Source organism: Olsenella sp. An188 (assembly GCF_002160255.1).
Taxonomy (GTDB): domain Bacteria; phylum Actinomycetota; class Coriobacteriia; order Coriobacteriales; family Atopobiaceae; genus Thermophilibacter; species Thermophilibacter avistercoris.
This window is the reverse complement of record NZ_NFKF01000007.1, coordinates 92,309-105,818: the sequence shown is the minus strand read 5'-3', so window position 1 is coordinate 105,818 and position 13,510 is coordinate 92,309. Positions and strand designations below refer to the sequence as shown.

Genomic DNA, 13,510 nt, shown 5'->3' with positions numbered 1-13,510 from the left:
TTTCTACTTCCTGATGATCTGAATTACGAGGCGGACCGCCCAGACGTGCCGCCGGTCCGTCCCCACGGCAAGCTCCTCGATGTCCCCGTCTGGCTCGGCGGGGTATGCCGGGTCCGCGAGCTCGTAGGAGCCGTTCGCGCTCGACAGGTCCGACGAGCGCAGTATCTCGGATGCGCGGTCGCACTCTGCCATGGCCTCGGTCGGGTCCAGGCTCTTCGCGATGACCTGTATCGTGCAGTCGATGCGCCGCGTGCCGTCGAAGTACGTGGCGACGGTGCGCGGCGGCATCATGCGCACGACCACGCCGTCCTTCCCCGTGATGCGGTCTATCCGTTGCGCGAGCACGCTGTCCATGCCCGCTGCCCGCAACGCCTCGACGGCGCGCTCGCAGATGTCGATGGTCTCGGTCATTTGTCCTCCAGGAGCTTATGGGCGAATGCGTTCCACGCGCTCATGCGCTCCCTCTTGGCCTCCTCGGGCCAGTGGGAGCGCGCGTTCGGGTTCTTGGTCTTTCGGATGCTCGACTGCGGGAGGTCGTGGACGTGCTGCGCGTACGGGGTCGCCCACTCGATGGAGCCGCTTGCGTAGTCGCTTGCCAGCGTCTCGGAGCCCTTGAGCGTCCCCTGGTCCTCCGGGACGTAGTCTCGCATCTCGAAGGCAACGCGCTCTGCGAACGCCTCCTGCTTCTCCCTGAGACGTTCCGGGCTGAACCTCCGCTGGAGTCCCGACAGGTCGATCCTGATGCTGCAGCTCGCCGCCCTGCTCACTGGGCATCGACCTCCCAGTGGTGCGGCGTGCCGTCCGGGTGGTCGCACCGCTGGACGGACGCTACTGCGTGCCTCTCGCCGTCGAACTCAAGAAGGTCGCCCTCGACGACCTCGCCCACGTACTCCGTCGCGTCTATGAAGACGCGCGCGCGGCACCCGGGCGTCAGCTGGTAGTCGTTCGGCGAGAGCCCCGCGCTACGGTCGATGCGGCATCGATCGATTGTCACGGGGTCAGCGAAGCCGTCTGGTGCCTGCCGGATTATGGCCAGGCTCTCCTGACGCATGAAGGCAGGGATGGGCGGGATCCTCACGGCGCTCACCCCAGCCCCATGAACAGCAGGCCGGTGCCGGCCAGGCGTGCGTCCACGGCGCGCGCCATGTCCGCCTCCCACGAGCCGCCGCCCTGGCCGCCGAAGCTCATGCTCACCGTGCCCGTGGTCACGGACGCGAGCGAGCCGGAGCCGCCGGAGAAGCCGTAGGAGGCGTCCACGTCGCAGGCGGCGCACACCGCCATGCGCCACGCCCTCACGGCGTCCCTCGGCCTGTTCGGCCAGATGCGGTTCCTGACGTAGGCGAGCGCGTGGGGGAGGGCGGCCTTGAAGCCGCCCTCGTCGAGCGTCCCGCCGTACTGGTTGGCGTAGAAGGCGTATGTGACCGTCGGCGCGGACATGGATGCCCCTACGCGGCATTCGCGGCGGCGGTGTGCGCGAAGATCTTGCCCTTCTGCTGCTCGTACACGAGAAGGTCGTGGAAGAGGCGGTACTGCCAGAGGTGCGCGTCGCGCTTCTGGTTGGTGTCCGGCGCGAAGTAGCGGAGCTTCTTGTGGCGCTGGATGGCGGCCGCCGCACTCGGGTGGACGATCATGAAGTTGAGCGCAAGGGCGTCCTCGGCCGCCTTGAAGCCGCCGGCCTCCTGCCCGGAGGTGGTGCCGTCGAGCAGGGTGATCTTGCTCTGGAAGCGCGAGGACGGCACGGTCACGATCTTCATCTCGTCCCACATGGTGAACTTGCCGTTCGGGTTCTCGCCCTGGGACAGGCGGTAGTTCTGCTTCACGTTCTCGCGGAGCAGGCGCTTGATGGTGGAGGTGCAGTAGAGCAGGCAGGTGGAGAGGTCCACGCCCGTGTCCTCAACCGCCTCCTCGGCGGTCGCCACGGCCTTGTACGCGGCGTCCGAGGTGGTGATGTCGGCCGCCTCGGTGTTGCCGGCGTTCCCGGCGAGCGTGGCGAAGCGGATGGCGTCCACCTCGGGGATGACCTTGGTGCGCTCGAACTCCGCCATGACGTTGGCGGAGACGATGCCGGCCCGCTCCTCGTCGTCCATCGCGTCGATGGAGAACGAGCGGCCACGGTCGTAGCGGAGCTTGTAGGTCTCCCAGTCCGTGGTCACCTCTCCGTCAACGAAGCCGGTCGCGCGGTCGTAGTTGGCGAGGCCGTCCATGGCGATGGTGGCCACCTTGATCTCGCCGGTGTCGGAGAACTCACCGAGCAGGTCTCCGTTCATGTTCAGGTCGCTGGTCAGCGTCTCGCGCTCGATGATCTTGTCGAGGCGGTCTGTGTACTTGGTTACGTAGTCGCCGAGTGCCATGCGTTACTCCTTCTTCTTGAGTCCGAAGGCGCGGTCGAGCTTCTCGTCCAGCGCCTTCTCCGCGTCTCCGTCGGGCTTGAGGCCCGTGGAGCCGGTCTGCTTTGCCTTGCCGTCGGAGAAGAGGTACGGGCACGCCTCCCTGAGCTTGGCCACGTCGCCCTCGTAGTCGTCGAGAAGAGCCTTTGCGGCCTTCGCGTTGAGGCATCCGGCCATCTCCAGCTTGTGCGTGATGCGCTCGTCCTTCTGGTCGGCTTCGAGCTTGGCGATGCGCTCTTCGAGCGCCTTGCGCCCCTCCTCGGTCTTGGCGGCCTCGGCCACCTGGGCCTTGAGTTCGGCGATCTCCTTGTCCTTGGCCGCCATGTCGCGCTGGTACTTCTCGCGGTTGATGCCGGGATGTCCGTGCTTGTCTTCGACCTCGCCCTCGCCGCCGCCTTGGCCTTCGGCTGCGGGCTTCGGGTCGCCCTCGCCGCCGCCCTGCGCGGCCTCGCCCTGCTTGGGCTCGGTCTGCGGGTCGGTGGTCGTGGGCTCGGTCTGGGTGTTGCCCTCTGCTGCCATGTCCTTCTCCTTACCTAGCGTTTGTTTGCGCCCTTCACTGGGCGGGACAGGTGGGCCTTTTGCGCATGCCCGGGCGATGTGGAGAAGGTACCGAGGGTGTCGCCTGAAACCGGGGCATGAAAAAAGCCGCCCGAAGGCGGCTCGTTGCGGCGCTACGCTCCGTAGGACGTCCCCGCTGGATAGTCGGGGAAGGACTCCTCCAGGTAGTCGTGCCCCGTCTCGATGCTCTTGCGCATGAGCTCGTGCGCCTCGCTCGGCGTCAGTCCGCAGCCCTCCATCCCCCAGTCTGAGTCCGGGAACGCCTCGCGGTAGCGCCCCCAGGTCTCGAACAGCTGCTCGTCGTTCCACTCCATGGCTAGAATCCTTTCATCATGTCCGTGAACACATCATAGGTTTTCGGCAGGTACCTCTTCAAAGTCTCAAGTGCCTGCGGGTTCGCCGTCGAGCACTCGAAGAAGTGGGCGAACGTCTCCGTCGCGAGCGCCTGCGCCCCCCATTTCCCCTTCCAGTAGGACTTTCGGTGCGCCGGCAGCGCGTAGTCGCAGCACGTTCCGCTCGTGGCCCCGTGGATGATGTCTGACAGGCCGCCTATCAGCTCTGGCGTTGACCGGTACAGGGTGATGACCTCGCGGGTCAGGTGCTCCTTCGCTTCGCGTACGCTCCCGTATCCCTCTCGCTTCTTGATCTCGCGAAGCATCGTCTGCACCTCCTTCTTCGCCGTCACGCCGAGTCCGGCGGCCTCGGATGCGTACCGCGCGCCTTGGCCGTTCCTGTGGTCGATGTAGTGGCCATACTCGTGGAAGAAGGTCTGGTACGGCGCCTTGTCCGGCCTCGCGGCGAAACCCCTTGCGGTGTCGTCCATGTTCAGCGTTATGCCCTGCGTCCTCGGGCTGTAGTACGCCTGGCCGCGCGCCGCCGTCGTGCTGTCCAACCTCAGGTCTGCGAGCGACGAGCTGAACGCGCGTCTCACGTCCGCGTTCTGGCAGCCGTCGGCTATCGAGGCGATGGCCGACGCGCTCTGCCCGCTCACCCCCTTGCCCTCCATGATCTTGGCGGCGGTCGCCGGCGCCTTGGTGGCCGATTTGGCCCCCGCCTTCTTCGTCCCCCTTAGCCCCGCTATCGCTCGCTTGAATATGCCCTGCTGGTTGGCCTTGCTCAGGTTCTGCCAGTTCCTCGGGTCTATTCCCCGTGACCTCAGCTCTGCGGAGAGGGCCTTCTGGGCGGCCGACCTCGATATGCCGCGAGCCTTTAGGGCGCGCTTCACCCCGTCGCCGTTCATGAACTCCTTCATGGTGCGGCGGCTCGAATCCGTCTTCCTGATGCGCGGCATGTCTCCCGCCCACTCGCGGTTCGGGGCGCGCTGCAGGACGTCGGCCTTGCCCAGCTTGTTAGCCTTGTCGATGTGCTCGCGCAGCCCCGCCTGCTGCCTACGCAGCTTGTCTTTCAGACGCTCGACCTCTGCGATGTTGGCGAGGCTCGCGTCCTTGTCTGCGATCAGCTGCGCCCCCGCTAGCTCGCGCTTGGTCTGTCGTATGTCGCGCTCCCTGCGGCGCTGCTCCTGCGTGAGCCTGTAGACCTCGTCGGACGGGAGGCCGCTCGGGTGCTCCGGATCCGGCGAGTACATGCGCGGTGCTCCCGGGACCCATGGGCCGAAGCTGTGGCGGCAGTTGGCGCCTCCAAGCCCGTCCACCTTGCCGTACCCCGTCTCACTGTAGAAGTCCTTGTAGCGCACGCCGTCAACCTCGACCTCGCCGTTGAGCGAGTAGACGCGCCCCTGCCATCTCGCGTGGCTCGGGCGCGCCCCTCCGTGGCTGGAGACCTCTACCAGGCGCACTCCGGCGTCGGCGCACACGTCGAGCGTCCGGCGCATGCCGTCCTGCGCGAGCTGCGTGCGCACGTGCCGCCGCACGGCAACGTCTATGCGGTTCGTCACGGTCTGCCGACCCGTGGTGGGGTCACGGTAGGTCACCGTCGAGACGCCCTCGCGCATCATGCGGCGCACCGCCTGGTGCACGGCCGTGTCCGCAGTCTCGGCCCCCGTGTTCACCTTGGTGACGGCCTCGGCCACGCACCTGTTCCACAGGTCGAGCGCGCCCTGCGCCATGTCCACGTTGTCGCGCTCAAGGATGGCCGCTATCCCGCGAGCCGTTAGCTCCACCTGCCTCGGGAGCGTCCGCGACGCCGCGACGGCCGTCCCTGGCGCCGCGCCCGAGATGGCCGCCGCGTCCGCCGCGTCGCTGCGTGACATGGCGTCCTCAACCGTGCGCCTCACCGCCTCGTTCACCTCGTCGCGGTGGCTCTCGATGAACGCCATGAGCTGCGGCGCCGCTGACTGCGCGAGCAGGTTGACCGCCGTGACGCCGCGCTGCCCCAGCCCTTCGATGTCCTGGTCGAGCAGGAGGCGGCACAGGTACGCGAGCATGTCGGCCTCTATCTCGCCGTACACGCCCGCGACCATGTCGCCTGCCCTGTCGAGGTAGTCGGGGTCGAGCATCCTAGAACCCCACGTCCAAGACCGTCTGCTCCGGCATCGACGCCCGCGCCTCCTCCTCGCTCATGCCGTAGAAGCGCGACAGGTACATCCACTTTGGCACCACGCCCGCCGCGATCTCGGCGAGCATCTGCGTCTTCTCGGCCTGCGTGTCGGTGATGATGCTGTCGTCCCACACGATGGTCACGGGCTCGAACCCCTCGGCCACCTGCGCGCCGCAGTGGACGCGCGCGCACTCCACGAGGGCGGTGAGCAGTTTGCCAAGCTCCTTGCCCAGAGCGTTCTCGTGGTTGCGGATGTTGCGCATGAGCGCGCTGTTGTCCGCGCTCACCTCCGTGGCGGTCTTGAGCCCGCCCGTCTTGTCGGGGCTGAAGTACTGTGAGCCGAAGCCACACTCGTCGCCAAGCGCGGCGCACGCGTCCGCGTACACCTCGTGGATGGCGCTGGTGCGCATGGCGGGGGCGAAGGCGTAGGGCTTGCCGGACTCGGTCACCGTCGAGCCGGTGAGGCGGTACAGCCTCTGCTCGCGGTCGCCGAACGGCACGGGGCGCCGCTTGCCGTCCTCGTCGGTCTCGGTGTCGATCATTGAGTCGGGCAGCATGAGGACGGCGCGCAGCAGGTCGGTCTCGTCATAGAGGGCGGTCCATGCCGTGTCGAGCATTCGCATGGCGTCAACCGCGTCGTTGAACACGCTCACCCCGTACGGGCTCGTGTCCTGCACCGTGTTGTCGATGGCGGGGGAGAGTAGGCAGAAGGTCGGCGTTCTGCACTCGGTGTCGAAGTCCTCGATGATGCCTAGCGCCTCAGCGGGCACCGGCTTCCCGTCGCGCCACACCTTGGTGATGACGTGGTACGTGCTCGTGTCGCCGTTGATGGCGTGGAGCTGCAGCTGGACGGCCTGCTTGCCCTTGATCGTCACGCGGGTGCAGAACGCGCACTCCGTGGTCCCGTCCTCGTCCCACGTGAGCGGGATGACCATCTTCGCGTCGTACCTGCGCACGCGGATGGTGGCACCGTCGTCGCGCACATCGAACCACAGCGCAAGCGCGCCGGTCCCCATGGCGAAGGCACGCTCTATGCCGCGCTGGAACAGCGCGTAGAGGCCGGTGTGCTCGCAGAAGTCCCGTACCCACTCGTTTGCGTCCGCGCTGTCGCTCTGCGCCTGCATCTCGTTGGCGATGAGCGCGGCCCACTCGCGGCACACGCGGCGGGCGGGCCGGAGCGAGAGCTTCTTGCGGTCGTGGCTCCTGCCGTCCACGCCCAGGTACTTCTCGGTGTAGAACGGGTGCTTGGCCGTGTACCACTGGTACCAATCCTCGATGTGGGTGCTCATGTCCGGCGGCATGGCGTACCCACGCCCCGTGATCTCCTCGCGCACGAACGCCGGAACCTCGAACTGGTTCTCTGCCATGGTCTATTCCCTTCCCGCGTGCTTGTACGCCCCGCGCCGCGTCACCACGTCCATGAACGCGTACCTGGTCGCGTCTATCCAGTGATCGTTGCCGTCCGGGTAGTCGCCCGAGTACTCGCCCGTGGCCTCGTCCATCTCGAACTCCGCTTCGCGCACCTCCCGCGCGAGGTTCGGGCAGCGTCCGGGGTCGATGACCCACGTGACCGACTGCAGGAAGCGGTAGCTCATGTCGCGGAGCCCGCCCTTTCCCGCAGACTCGGCGCGCACGCCCTCGTCCCTCTGCGCCTGTATCTGGTCCGGCGAGGCGTCGTCTGACAGCACCCGCAGCCTGTGGTAGGCCGGCGGCCTGTCGCGCCCGTCCGGCCCCTTGCCGTCGCTCCACGTGAGCGCGCTCTTGATGAGCTCGGCCGCCTTGTTGGGCAGCACCTTGTTGCCGCCCAGCTCCGCGAACGTGATGACGCGGTGCTGACCGGGCTGCCACTCGGACAGCGTAAACGCCCACGGGTCCGGGAACCACCCGAAGTCCTGGCCCGCGTGCAGCCGCTCGAAGGTCGCGATCTCCTCGTCCGTCACCTCGCGGAACTCCACGCGGTCGAATATCTGCCCGCCGTAGCCCACGGGCTCGCCCAGGTACTCGTGGGCGTACGCCTGCGGGTCGGTCTCCTTGAGCTCTTCTGCGTCGGCTATGAACTGCGCGCCCAGCCACTCGGGCGGCGCGTCGAGGTAGCAGCTGTCGAACACCTCCTCGCCGGCGTCCCTGCGGCGGTCGGCCTCCTTGTTCGCCCAGTTGTCGCGGGTGCGCGGCGGGTTGTAGGTGTAGACCACGATGGTGCGCGCGCCGCCTCGCGCGGCGGACTGGCGCACTGTGCGGATCTCGGCCATGCCCTTGAACTGGTCGGACTCCTCGAACCATAGGAAGCCGATGAAGCCGAACGGAGGCTTGAGGCCCTTGGACTTGTGCGGGTCGTCGCACCCTGCGAAGAAGATGAGCTGCCCTGTGGACTTCTTCCTGATCTTGAGCGTGGAGACCGGCATCTCGTACTCGTCGTCCAGCCCCATCTCGTGGATGGCCCACACCACCTGGGCGTACACGGCGTCGCGCAGGCTGTTCTTGCGCTTCATCACGGCGGCCGCGTGCTCGCCTGGGTGCGTCTCGATGTGGTTGACGAGCTCTATGGATGCCCACGAGCTCTTGAGCGAGCCGCGCCCTCCCTTGCACCAGAACTCGGTCTGAAGTCCCCGCGCAATGAGCATGTGCGGGCGGAAGAAGTCCCTGCCGATCAGCAGCGCGAAGTCGCGCGTGAACTCGCCGCGCTCCTCGGGCTGCTCCTCCGGCAGCGCGTCGAGCAGCGTCTTGCCCAGCTGCGTCACGGCGTTCACGGCCGTGTAGTCGAGCGGCTTGTCGCCCCCGGCGCTACGGATGCGCGATATTCCGGCGTTGAAGGTCTCGCTCATGCCGGCAAGCACCTCGGCGCGCGTCGTGGTCGCCTTCTCGGCGGCGATGCGCTTGAGTGCGGCCAGCCTAGCCTTGACCTCATCCTCGGCCTCCAGCTTGCACGCCTTGTTGTCCACGGTCTCCGGCTTCCAGCGGGTCCGGTCTGGCCACGCGGCGAGCATGGCCTGCCTCTGCGTCTTGCCGGCCACGCGCTCCTGGCAGTACCTCTCGCGGCGCGGGTTCGCCAGCGGCGTGTCCTTGGCGGCGGCCTCCACGCGCCCCTCCCTTCACTTCCGGCGCCTGCTACCCGAGGCGCCCGACGATTCCCCTCTCGCGCCTGGACAGCTCGAAAGTCACGTGCTCAGCCCAAGGCGTGACACGGCGGCCCGCTCCCTTGCGGAGAGCGGCCATGTCGTGGGTGGTTTCACATCCGCCCCCCCCCCCCTCGCTGCGGCGAGCCTGTCGGCGTCCGCCCTGCGGGCCAGGGCGCCCCCGCCGATGAGGTAGCCGCTCCCGTAGATGCCCTTGCCCATCTCGCGCTGCATGTCCAGCGCGCGGATGAACTCGCACTCGTCCGGGGTCACGGCGAAGTCGATGCCGTACTTGCTGTAGCGCGCGAGCATCGGGGCGGTCACCACCTCGGCGGGGTAGTCGTACTTGGGCATGGCCGGGGCCCCGGCCGCCTGCGCCTCCTCGATGGCACTGCGCAGTGCGGGCGCGCTCCTCATCTCGAAGCGGTCGAGGTTCGTGACGAACGAGGTGTTGACCTTCGCGCCGTTCTCATAGGTGACCTGCGCGCCGGCCACGACCTTGCTGCACCTCTGGATGCCCATGCACGTGAGCGTCGGGGCGAATAGGAGGAAGCCCACGCCCCTGTCCTGGTAGAACGCCACGATCTTGGAGAGGATGGAGAAGGGCGGGTTGTCCACCACGCAGCAGCCGTCCGGGTACTCGGCGCCCTCGTAGTCCCCGCCCGGGTAGAACGGTCTCACGACGTCCGCCGGGTCGATGCCGTACTCCCGGCACGCCCACGACAGAACCGCGTCGAACACCTCGGGCGGCGTGTAGCAGTCGTCGGTCGTCCGCTTCGGCTCGAACTTCGCCGTGAACTCCTCGTATGTCTCACCCTTGGCCATGTGCCCTCCAGCTTCCCGCTTCTCGCGGCCGTCGCCCCGCAGCATGCCGGGAGCCGCCCCGGAGGACGGCTCCCTGTGCCCCGTGCGGCGGAGGATGACCGCACGGCCATGTTCCCGAAGGTGTCGCTAGGCGTACGCGATGAGCGAAACGATCCACGCCAGGCCGCGGGCCAGCTGCCACACCGCCCAGACCACGACGGCGTCGAAAGCGACGCACAAGACCGCGAGCAGCAGGCACCCGGCGGAGCAACCCGTCGGCGGGCTCGCCTCGCTGTAGCCCATCTTCCAGTCCTCCTTGCTCAGCGGCCCCCTGCTCATGGCGCCACCTCGAACTTCCTGCCGTTCCCGCACGGGTTGACCCCATCGACGGGCCTCTTGCTGCTCACGGTGACGCCCGCCATGAGGCAAACGCCGTCATTGTCGCGGTACCTCCCGTGCCTCTTCGCGAAGTGGGCGCACGACCCGCACGTGCGCGACCGCCGCGCGGGCTTCTCGGCGCACCACTCATCGACGGTCTTGTGGGGGATGCCCAGCTGCTCGCAGATGCCGCGCTCGCAGCGCGCGCCCTTCGAGCCGAAGACGCCGGGAAGCTCCGCAACGCCGTCGTAAACCGGCAAGCGCCTGTTATCCATGGACAGCATCTGGGCGATGCTCGCGCGCATGGCCTCCTGCCAGGGCGCACCCGGCTTTATCCAGTCGTGGGGGATCTCCGCTTCGTACCCAGCTGCTCTCAGTCTTTTTCTCGCCTCCTCGAACGCCTCGCGGTTGTCCCCCTCATGCCCCGACACGGGGCCGATGACGTACAGCCTCATGACTGCTCCTTCGGAATGAAATGGGTCGGCTTTCTTGGATGAGAGATGTTGCAGGTCGAGTTGCATGGAGAGATGGGAGCCTCCCATTCCGGGCTGACCGCTCTGGCGGTTCTCAGGCATACGCCCGGTCGAATGGCCCTGTCCATGATCTCTGTGGGCCTCTTCGCGTAATAGCGGCAGTTGCCGCACTTCGTCACAATCATCTCATGGCCTCCTTGAACAGCTCGTGCGCCTCCCTGACGGTGCATTGGGCCGCGCGGGCGATCTCCTCGAACGTGCATCCGCTCTTCACCCGCATGCGCCACACGTGCTTCGCGAGCTGGTAGCGGTTGCGCTTCATCTCTTCTTCCTTCATCTTCCAGTGCCTTTCATGCTGTTCTTGCTCGTGAGGTGGTATCCGCCGCAGTACGGGCATCGGTACCAGTCCATGCCGAACTTCGCGCCCGACCTCATGGCCGCGATCTCGCTCGCGAACCTCGTCTTGTCGGAGCACATGCGATGCTTGCGCGCGGTGTGCCGCCTGTGATGGTGCCTGCCATGGCTCACGAGGCATCGACCTCTAACCTGTCGGCGAACCTTCCGCACGCGATGCTGTCCTCGTAGTGGAGACCGTAGTCGAGCTTGCAGCACAAGCCCCAGTCACCGCCGCCTACGTAATGTACGCAGTCTCCGCACCTGTCGGCGCAGTCCTCGCACACGGGCTCCCGCGTGTAGCTCACGTTGTCTTGGCCGATGGCGTCGATGTCGCGCCCGCATCTTGAGCAGATGACGCTCATCTCTCGTCCGCCTCCTTGACGAACGGCATCACGTCGCCCGCCATGTCGATGCACGCTCCGCAGCGCACCCAGTCCGGCGCGGGGCCGCTAATGGCCTCGATGGCCTCGGTGATGTGCCTGCGCGCCGCGTCGAGCCTGATGCGCGCCTCGCGTGCCTTGTCCTGCTCGGTCATGCTTCCTCCTAGTGGTCCTCGAAGCCCTCGCATGCGGGGGCGTCCGGATCTATCTCCTCAAGGTCGCACTCGTCGCAGGTGCAGACCTTGACCTTCGTCCCGTCGAGCAGCTTGCACTCGCTGCAGTTGCGGCACTCGCCGCACGATCTGCCCTCCCACGGGTCCGGGGCGTTCCACGGGGCCGCCGGGTCCCACTCGAAGCACCCCGGCGGGAGGTTCCAGCCGCTCGCGGGCTCGTAGTCGCTCATCGGCATCGCCGCCTCCTCTCGACGACCTTCCTCGCCGCCTGGACCGTCATGCCCAGCCTCTCGGCTATCTGCCACGCCGCGAGCCCCTCGTCGGCGAGCTCCTTGGCCCGCCGGCTCCTCTGCCTGCGCTCCTCGCGCTCGAACTCCTCGACGGTCACGCACAGCACTCGCGCCACCTCCTCAGCGGCCTCCAGCCGTCCGTCTCGAGCGCCCTCGCGTAGCTCGTCGGCTCCGGCAGGACGATGTACTCCCAGTGGCCGGACCCCTGCGGCCTCGGCCTGTTGAACTCCTCGCGAGGGCGCACCCAGCGGAAGTGCAGCCGGTTGGCGTGCGCGAGACCGTGACAGAAGGGGCGTCCGTCCGCGTCGGAGAGGTTGTTGCCGATGCCGCACAGGACGATCGTCGGCTTCGGCACCTCGACACCGTTGCGGTAGAGCCTGCCGGCGCCCCTCCTCACGATGTGGTGGCGGTTGAGGGGCCACGGCCTGCCACACACGGCGCACCGTGGCGTCTCGACGCTCGTGCCGTCCATGAGCGGCCGCAGGATCTCGGGCAGCGTATCAACCCTGGACATGGAGCCTCCTGTCCGCGCCCCTCATCTCGTGCTTGGCGCACATCTCGGAGAGGCGGCTAACGATGGCGAGGGCGGTGTCGACGTCTCCGTTGCGCGACAGCCTCCCGCCCAGCGCCTTGAGGTCGTACTGCGACGTGACGACCACCGGCCTCATGGTCTCGTACCTGTCGTTGATGACGCGGAACACCTGCGTGAGCGTCCAGTCCGTCGGCGGCTCCTTGCCCAGGTCGTCTATCACGAGGAGTCCGCACCTCGACAGGCCGGCCAGCACGTCCTCCTCGCTCGCCTGCGTGCCGAACGTGCCCTTGAGGCGGGCGATGATGCCCGGCATGTCCGTGACGCGCACCCTCATGCCCTCGTCCACCGCCATGCGGGCGACTGCCGATGCGAGGTGCGACTTGCCTGTGCCGACGGGGCCGAAGATGTAGGCCCCGCGACCCCTGCGGACGCCCTCCATGACGCCCGCCGCCATGGGCGATTCCGCGCCCGCGAACCTCGGCTTGATTCCGGCTCGCTCGTAGGCCCTTCGGCGCCTCTCGGCGTCCTCGCGCGCCCCGCGCTCGGCCTCCTCGCGGTCGGCCTCCTGACGCTCGCGCTCCGCCCCCGGGCACCCGCACGGCTCGTAGCCGACCACGCGCGGCCCTTTCGCCCCGAAGAGGGCTGGGAGGACGATCGGCTTGAGCTCGCACCCGCAGTGCGGGCATCGCCTAGTAGGCTGCGAACGGGTCTCCATGGCGCGCCTCCTTCCTCGGCCTCGGCCTGTTCAGGTAGCTCTCGAACTTGGTGCCGAAAAGCGTCTCGGGGCGCAGGTACGCGCTCATCTTCGGGTCGCTGAGCCACGCCCTCGCCATGGTGTCGATGACGGCCTCGAAGTCGGGGAGGCGGTAGCCCTCGGCCCACCTGGCGCGGATGAGCTGCCGGGTCTTCTTCGATGTCGGGCGGTACGACGTGCCGGCCGCCCCGTTGAGCGCGGCCACGATCTCCGCGTAGGGGATCCCGCCGCCCTCCTCCCCGCACCCCTCCTCCTCGGAAGGGGAGTCGGGAAGAGGGAGAGAGGAAGAGGAACATATATCGCTTGCCTTTTTGCTTGCGGATGTGCTCTGCTCTTCGCTTCTCGGTTCGCTTGACAATTTGCTTTCCTGTTTGCTTTGCCGTTTGCTTTCCTGTTTGCTTGACGGTTTGCTTGCCGACCTGCTTCCGCCCTCGCTCCCGGCCACGATGCGCTTGCGGCTCTTGTCGAGCACCGGTCGTACCATGGCGAGCGCCATCCTCTGGGCGTCGGTGCGGGGCGACGGCTCCTCTCCCGTGCGGAGGTATCGCACGATCATGCCGATGAGCTCGTCGCCCTCGCGCCTGTTGCCCAGCTGCAGGGGGCCGTCGATGAGCGAGTCTAGGACCTGCACGGCCATCACCACGCTATCCCGCGCAGCGTGCCCACGATGCCCGACAGGAGCATCGAGCACAGCAGCGCGACCGTGAGGAGCACGAGCAGGGTCAGCGACGCGACGATGACCGCCGCCACAGCCTTCTGGAACCTCTTCACCGCGC

22 protein-coding genes are annotated in these 13,510 nt (G+C 67.5%); all 22 read right to left on the bottom strand.

The features are described from left to right. Positions 1–3: 3 nt before the first annotated feature. Positions 4–411, bottom strand: coding sequence for a hypothetical protein (locus B5F23_RS08370; RefSeq protein WP_087353659.1), 408 nt, complete (start codon positions 409–411; stop codon positions 4–6). Continuing rightward, positions 408–767 (bottom strand): minor capsid protein, encoded by a 360-nt coding sequence (locus B5F23_RS08365; RefSeq protein ID WP_158096155.1) that lies wholly within the window; start codon positions 765–767, stop codon positions 408–410. Before B5F23_RS08365 ends, B5F23_RS08370 begins: the two co-directional genes overlap by 4 nt. After that, on the bottom strand, positions 764–994 hold the full coding sequence (locus B5F23_RS09785; RefSeq protein ID WP_158096154.1) for a putative minor capsid protein: 231 nt from the start codon (positions 992–994) through the stop codon (positions 764–766). Before B5F23_RS09785 ends, B5F23_RS08365 begins: the two co-directional genes overlap by 4 nt. 89 nt (positions 995–1,083) lie before the next feature. After that, on the bottom strand, positions 1,084–1,437 hold the full coding sequence (locus tag B5F23_RS09780) for a hypothetical protein (protein ID WP_158096153.1): 354 nt from the start codon (positions 1,435–1,437) through the stop codon (positions 1,084–1,086). Positions 1,438–1,445: 8 nt separating this feature from the next. After that, a complete protein-coding gene (locus tag B5F23_RS08355) occupies positions 1,446–2,351 on the bottom strand; it encodes a hypothetical protein (protein WP_087353648.1) in 906 nt (301 codons plus the stop codon). A 3-nt stretch (positions 2,352–2,354) separates the two neighbouring features. Beyond that, complete coding sequence (locus B5F23_RS08350) at positions 2,355–2,906, bottom strand: hypothetical protein (protein WP_087353645.1); 552 nt, start codon at positions 2,904–2,906, stop codon at positions 2,355–2,357. A 152-nt stretch (positions 2,907–3,058) separates the two neighbouring features. After that, a complete protein-coding gene (locus B5F23_RS08345) occupies positions 3,059–3,259 on the bottom strand; it encodes a hypothetical protein (protein WP_087353642.1) in 201 nt (66 codons plus the stop codon). Positions 3,260–3,261: 2 nt separating this feature from the next. Beyond that, positions 3,262–5,400, bottom strand: a complete 2,139-nt coding sequence (locus B5F23_RS08340; RefSeq protein WP_087353639.1) for a phage minor capsid protein — start codon at positions 5,398–5,400, stop codon at positions 3,262–3,264. A gap of 1 nt (position 5,401) precedes the next feature. Further along, positions 5,402–6,808: a hypothetical protein gene (locus B5F23_RS08335; RefSeq protein WP_087353637.1), complete on the bottom strand. Its 1,407-nt coding sequence runs from the start codon at positions 6,806–6,808 to the stop codon at positions 5,402–5,404. Positions 6,809–6,811: 3 nt separating this feature from the next. Continuing rightward, entirely contained in the window at positions 6,812–8,518 is a 1,707-nt protein-coding gene (locus B5F23_RS08330; protein WP_087353634.1) for a PBSX family phage terminase large subunit, read from the bottom strand. A 78-nt stretch (positions 8,519–8,596) separates the two neighbouring features. Further along, positions 8,597–9,379: a hypothetical protein gene (locus B5F23_RS08325; RefSeq protein WP_087353631.1), complete on the bottom strand. Its 783-nt coding sequence runs from the start codon at positions 9,377–9,379 to the stop codon at positions 8,597–8,599. A 126-nt stretch (positions 9,380–9,505) separates the two neighbouring features. Further along, complete coding sequence (locus B5F23_RS08320) at positions 9,506–9,697, bottom strand: hypothetical protein (protein WP_087353628.1); 192 nt, start codon at positions 9,695–9,697, stop codon at positions 9,506–9,508. Continuing rightward, entirely contained in the window at positions 9,694–10,191 is a 498-nt protein-coding gene (locus B5F23_RS08315; protein ID WP_087353626.1) for a DUF4406 domain-containing protein, read from the bottom strand. The genes B5F23_RS08320 and B5F23_RS08315 overlap by 4 nt, the downstream gene beginning before the upstream one ends. A gap of 199 nt (positions 10,192–10,390) precedes the next feature. Then, positions 10,391–10,531, bottom strand: coding sequence for a hypothetical protein (locus tag B5F23_RS09775; protein WP_158096152.1), 141 nt, complete (start codon positions 10,529–10,531; stop codon positions 10,391–10,393). Positions 10,532–10,733: 202 nt separating this feature from the next. Continuing rightward, complete coding sequence (locus tag B5F23_RS08310) at positions 10,734–10,967, bottom strand: hypothetical protein (protein ID WP_087353621.1); 234 nt, start codon at positions 10,965–10,967, stop codon at positions 10,734–10,736. Further along, positions 10,964–11,140 (bottom strand): hypothetical protein, encoded by a 177-nt coding sequence (locus B5F23_RS09770; protein WP_158096151.1) that lies wholly within the window; start codon positions 11,138–11,140, stop codon positions 10,964–10,966. The genes B5F23_RS08310 and B5F23_RS09770 overlap by 4 nt, the downstream gene beginning before the upstream one ends. An 8-nt stretch (positions 11,141–11,148) precedes the next feature. Beyond that, positions 11,149–11,394 carry a hypothetical protein gene (locus tag B5F23_RS08305; protein WP_087353619.1) on the bottom strand — a complete coding sequence of 82 codons (246 nt, stop codon included), beginning with the start codon at positions 11,392–11,394 and terminating at the stop codon, positions 11,149–11,151. After that, positions 11,385–11,555, bottom strand: coding sequence for a hypothetical protein (locus tag B5F23_RS09765; RefSeq protein WP_158096150.1), 171 nt, complete (start codon positions 11,553–11,555; stop codon positions 11,385–11,387). The genes B5F23_RS08305 and B5F23_RS09765 overlap by 10 nt, the downstream gene beginning before the upstream one ends. After that, the gene (locus tag B5F23_RS08300; protein WP_087353615.1) at positions 11,543–11,962 is read right to left on the bottom strand and encodes a hypothetical protein; all 420 of its coding nucleotides are present in this window, start codon (positions 11,960–11,962) and stop codon (positions 11,543–11,545) included. The genes B5F23_RS09765 and B5F23_RS08300 overlap by 13 nt, the downstream gene beginning before the upstream one ends. After that, positions 11,949–12,596: an ATP-binding protein gene (locus tag B5F23_RS08295; protein WP_158096149.1), complete on the bottom strand. Its 648-nt coding sequence runs from the start codon at positions 12,594–12,596 to the stop codon at positions 11,949–11,951. Before B5F23_RS08295 ends, B5F23_RS08300 begins: the two co-directional genes overlap by 14 nt. A gap of 73 nt (positions 12,597–12,669) precedes the next feature. Beyond that, positions 12,670–13,371, bottom strand: a complete 702-nt coding sequence (locus tag B5F23_RS08290; RefSeq protein WP_087353609.1) for a conserved phage C-terminal domain-containing protein — start codon at positions 13,369–13,371, stop codon at positions 12,670–12,672. Continuing rightward, positions 13,371–13,505, bottom strand: coding sequence for a hypothetical protein (locus tag B5F23_RS10050; protein ID WP_275083210.1), 135 nt, complete (start codon positions 13,503–13,505; stop codon positions 13,371–13,373). Before B5F23_RS10050 ends, B5F23_RS08290 begins: the two co-directional genes overlap by 1 nt. Positions 13,506–13,510: the final 5 nt, after the last annotated feature.

What these genes read in the sequence shown, in the direction of transcription:
- B5F23_RS08350 (WP_087353645.1), bottom strand. Translation starts at nt 2,906, where the DNA reads ATGGCAGCAGAGGGCAACACCCAGACCGAGCCCACGACCACCGACCCG.
- B5F23_RS09780 (WP_158096153.1), bottom strand. Translation starts at nt 1,437, where the DNA reads ATGTCCGCGCCGACGGTCACATACGCCTTCTACGCCAACCAGTACGGC.
- B5F23_RS08355 (WP_087353648.1), bottom strand. Translation starts at nt 2,351, where the DNA reads ATGGCACTCGGCGACTACGTAACCAAGTACACAGACCGCCTCGACAAG.
- B5F23_RS09770 (WP_158096151.1), bottom strand. Translation starts at nt 11,140, where the DNA reads ATGACCGAGCAGGACAAGGCACGCGAGGCGCGCATCAGGCTCGACGCG.
- B5F23_RS08305 (WP_087353619.1), bottom strand. Translation starts at nt 11,394, where the DNA reads ATGCCGATGAGCGACTACGAGCCCGCGAGCGGCTGGAACCTCCCGCCG.
- B5F23_RS08370 (WP_087353659.1), bottom strand. Translation starts at nt 411, where the DNA reads ATGACCGAGACCATCGACATCTGCGAGCGCGCCGTCGAGGCGTTGCGG.
- B5F23_RS08290 (WP_087353609.1), bottom strand. Translation starts at nt 13,371, where the DNA reads ATGGCCGTGCAGGTCCTAGACTCGCTCATCGACGGCCCCCTGCAGCTG.
- B5F23_RS08340 (WP_087353639.1), bottom strand. Translation starts at nt 5,400, where the DNA reads ATGCTCGACCCCGACTACCTCGACAGGGCAGGCGACATGGTCGCGGGC.
- B5F23_RS09775 (WP_158096152.1), bottom strand. Translation starts at nt 10,531, where the DNA reads ATGAAGCGCAACCGCTACCAGCTCGCGAAGCACGTGTGGCGCATGCGG.
- B5F23_RS08300 (WP_087353615.1), bottom strand. Translation starts at nt 11,962, where the DNA reads ATGTCCAGGGTTGATACGCTGCCCGAGATCCTGCGGCCGCTCATGGAC.
- B5F23_RS08320 (WP_087353628.1), bottom strand. Translation starts at nt 9,697, where the DNA reads ATGAGCAGGGGGCCGCTGAGCAAGGAGGACTGGAAGATGGGCTACAGC.
- B5F23_RS08335 (WP_087353637.1), bottom strand. Translation starts at nt 6,808, where the DNA reads ATGGCAGAGAACCAGTTCGAGGTTCCGGCGTTCGTGCGCGAGGAGATC.
- B5F23_RS08310 (WP_087353621.1), bottom strand. Translation starts at nt 10,967, where the DNA reads ATGAGCGTCATCTGCTCAAGATGCGGGCGCGACATCGACGCCATCGGC.
- B5F23_RS08345 (WP_087353642.1), bottom strand. Translation starts at nt 3,259, where the DNA reads ATGGAGTGGAACGACGAGCAGCTGTTCGAGACCTGGGGGCGCTACCGC.
- B5F23_RS08315 (WP_087353626.1), bottom strand. Translation starts at nt 10,191, where the DNA reads ATGAGGCTGTACGTCATCGGCCCCGTGTCGGGGCATGAGGGGGACAAC.
- B5F23_RS08325 (WP_087353631.1), bottom strand. Translation starts at nt 9,379, where the DNA reads ATGGCCAAGGGTGAGACATACGAGGAGTTCACGGCGAAGTTCGAGCCG.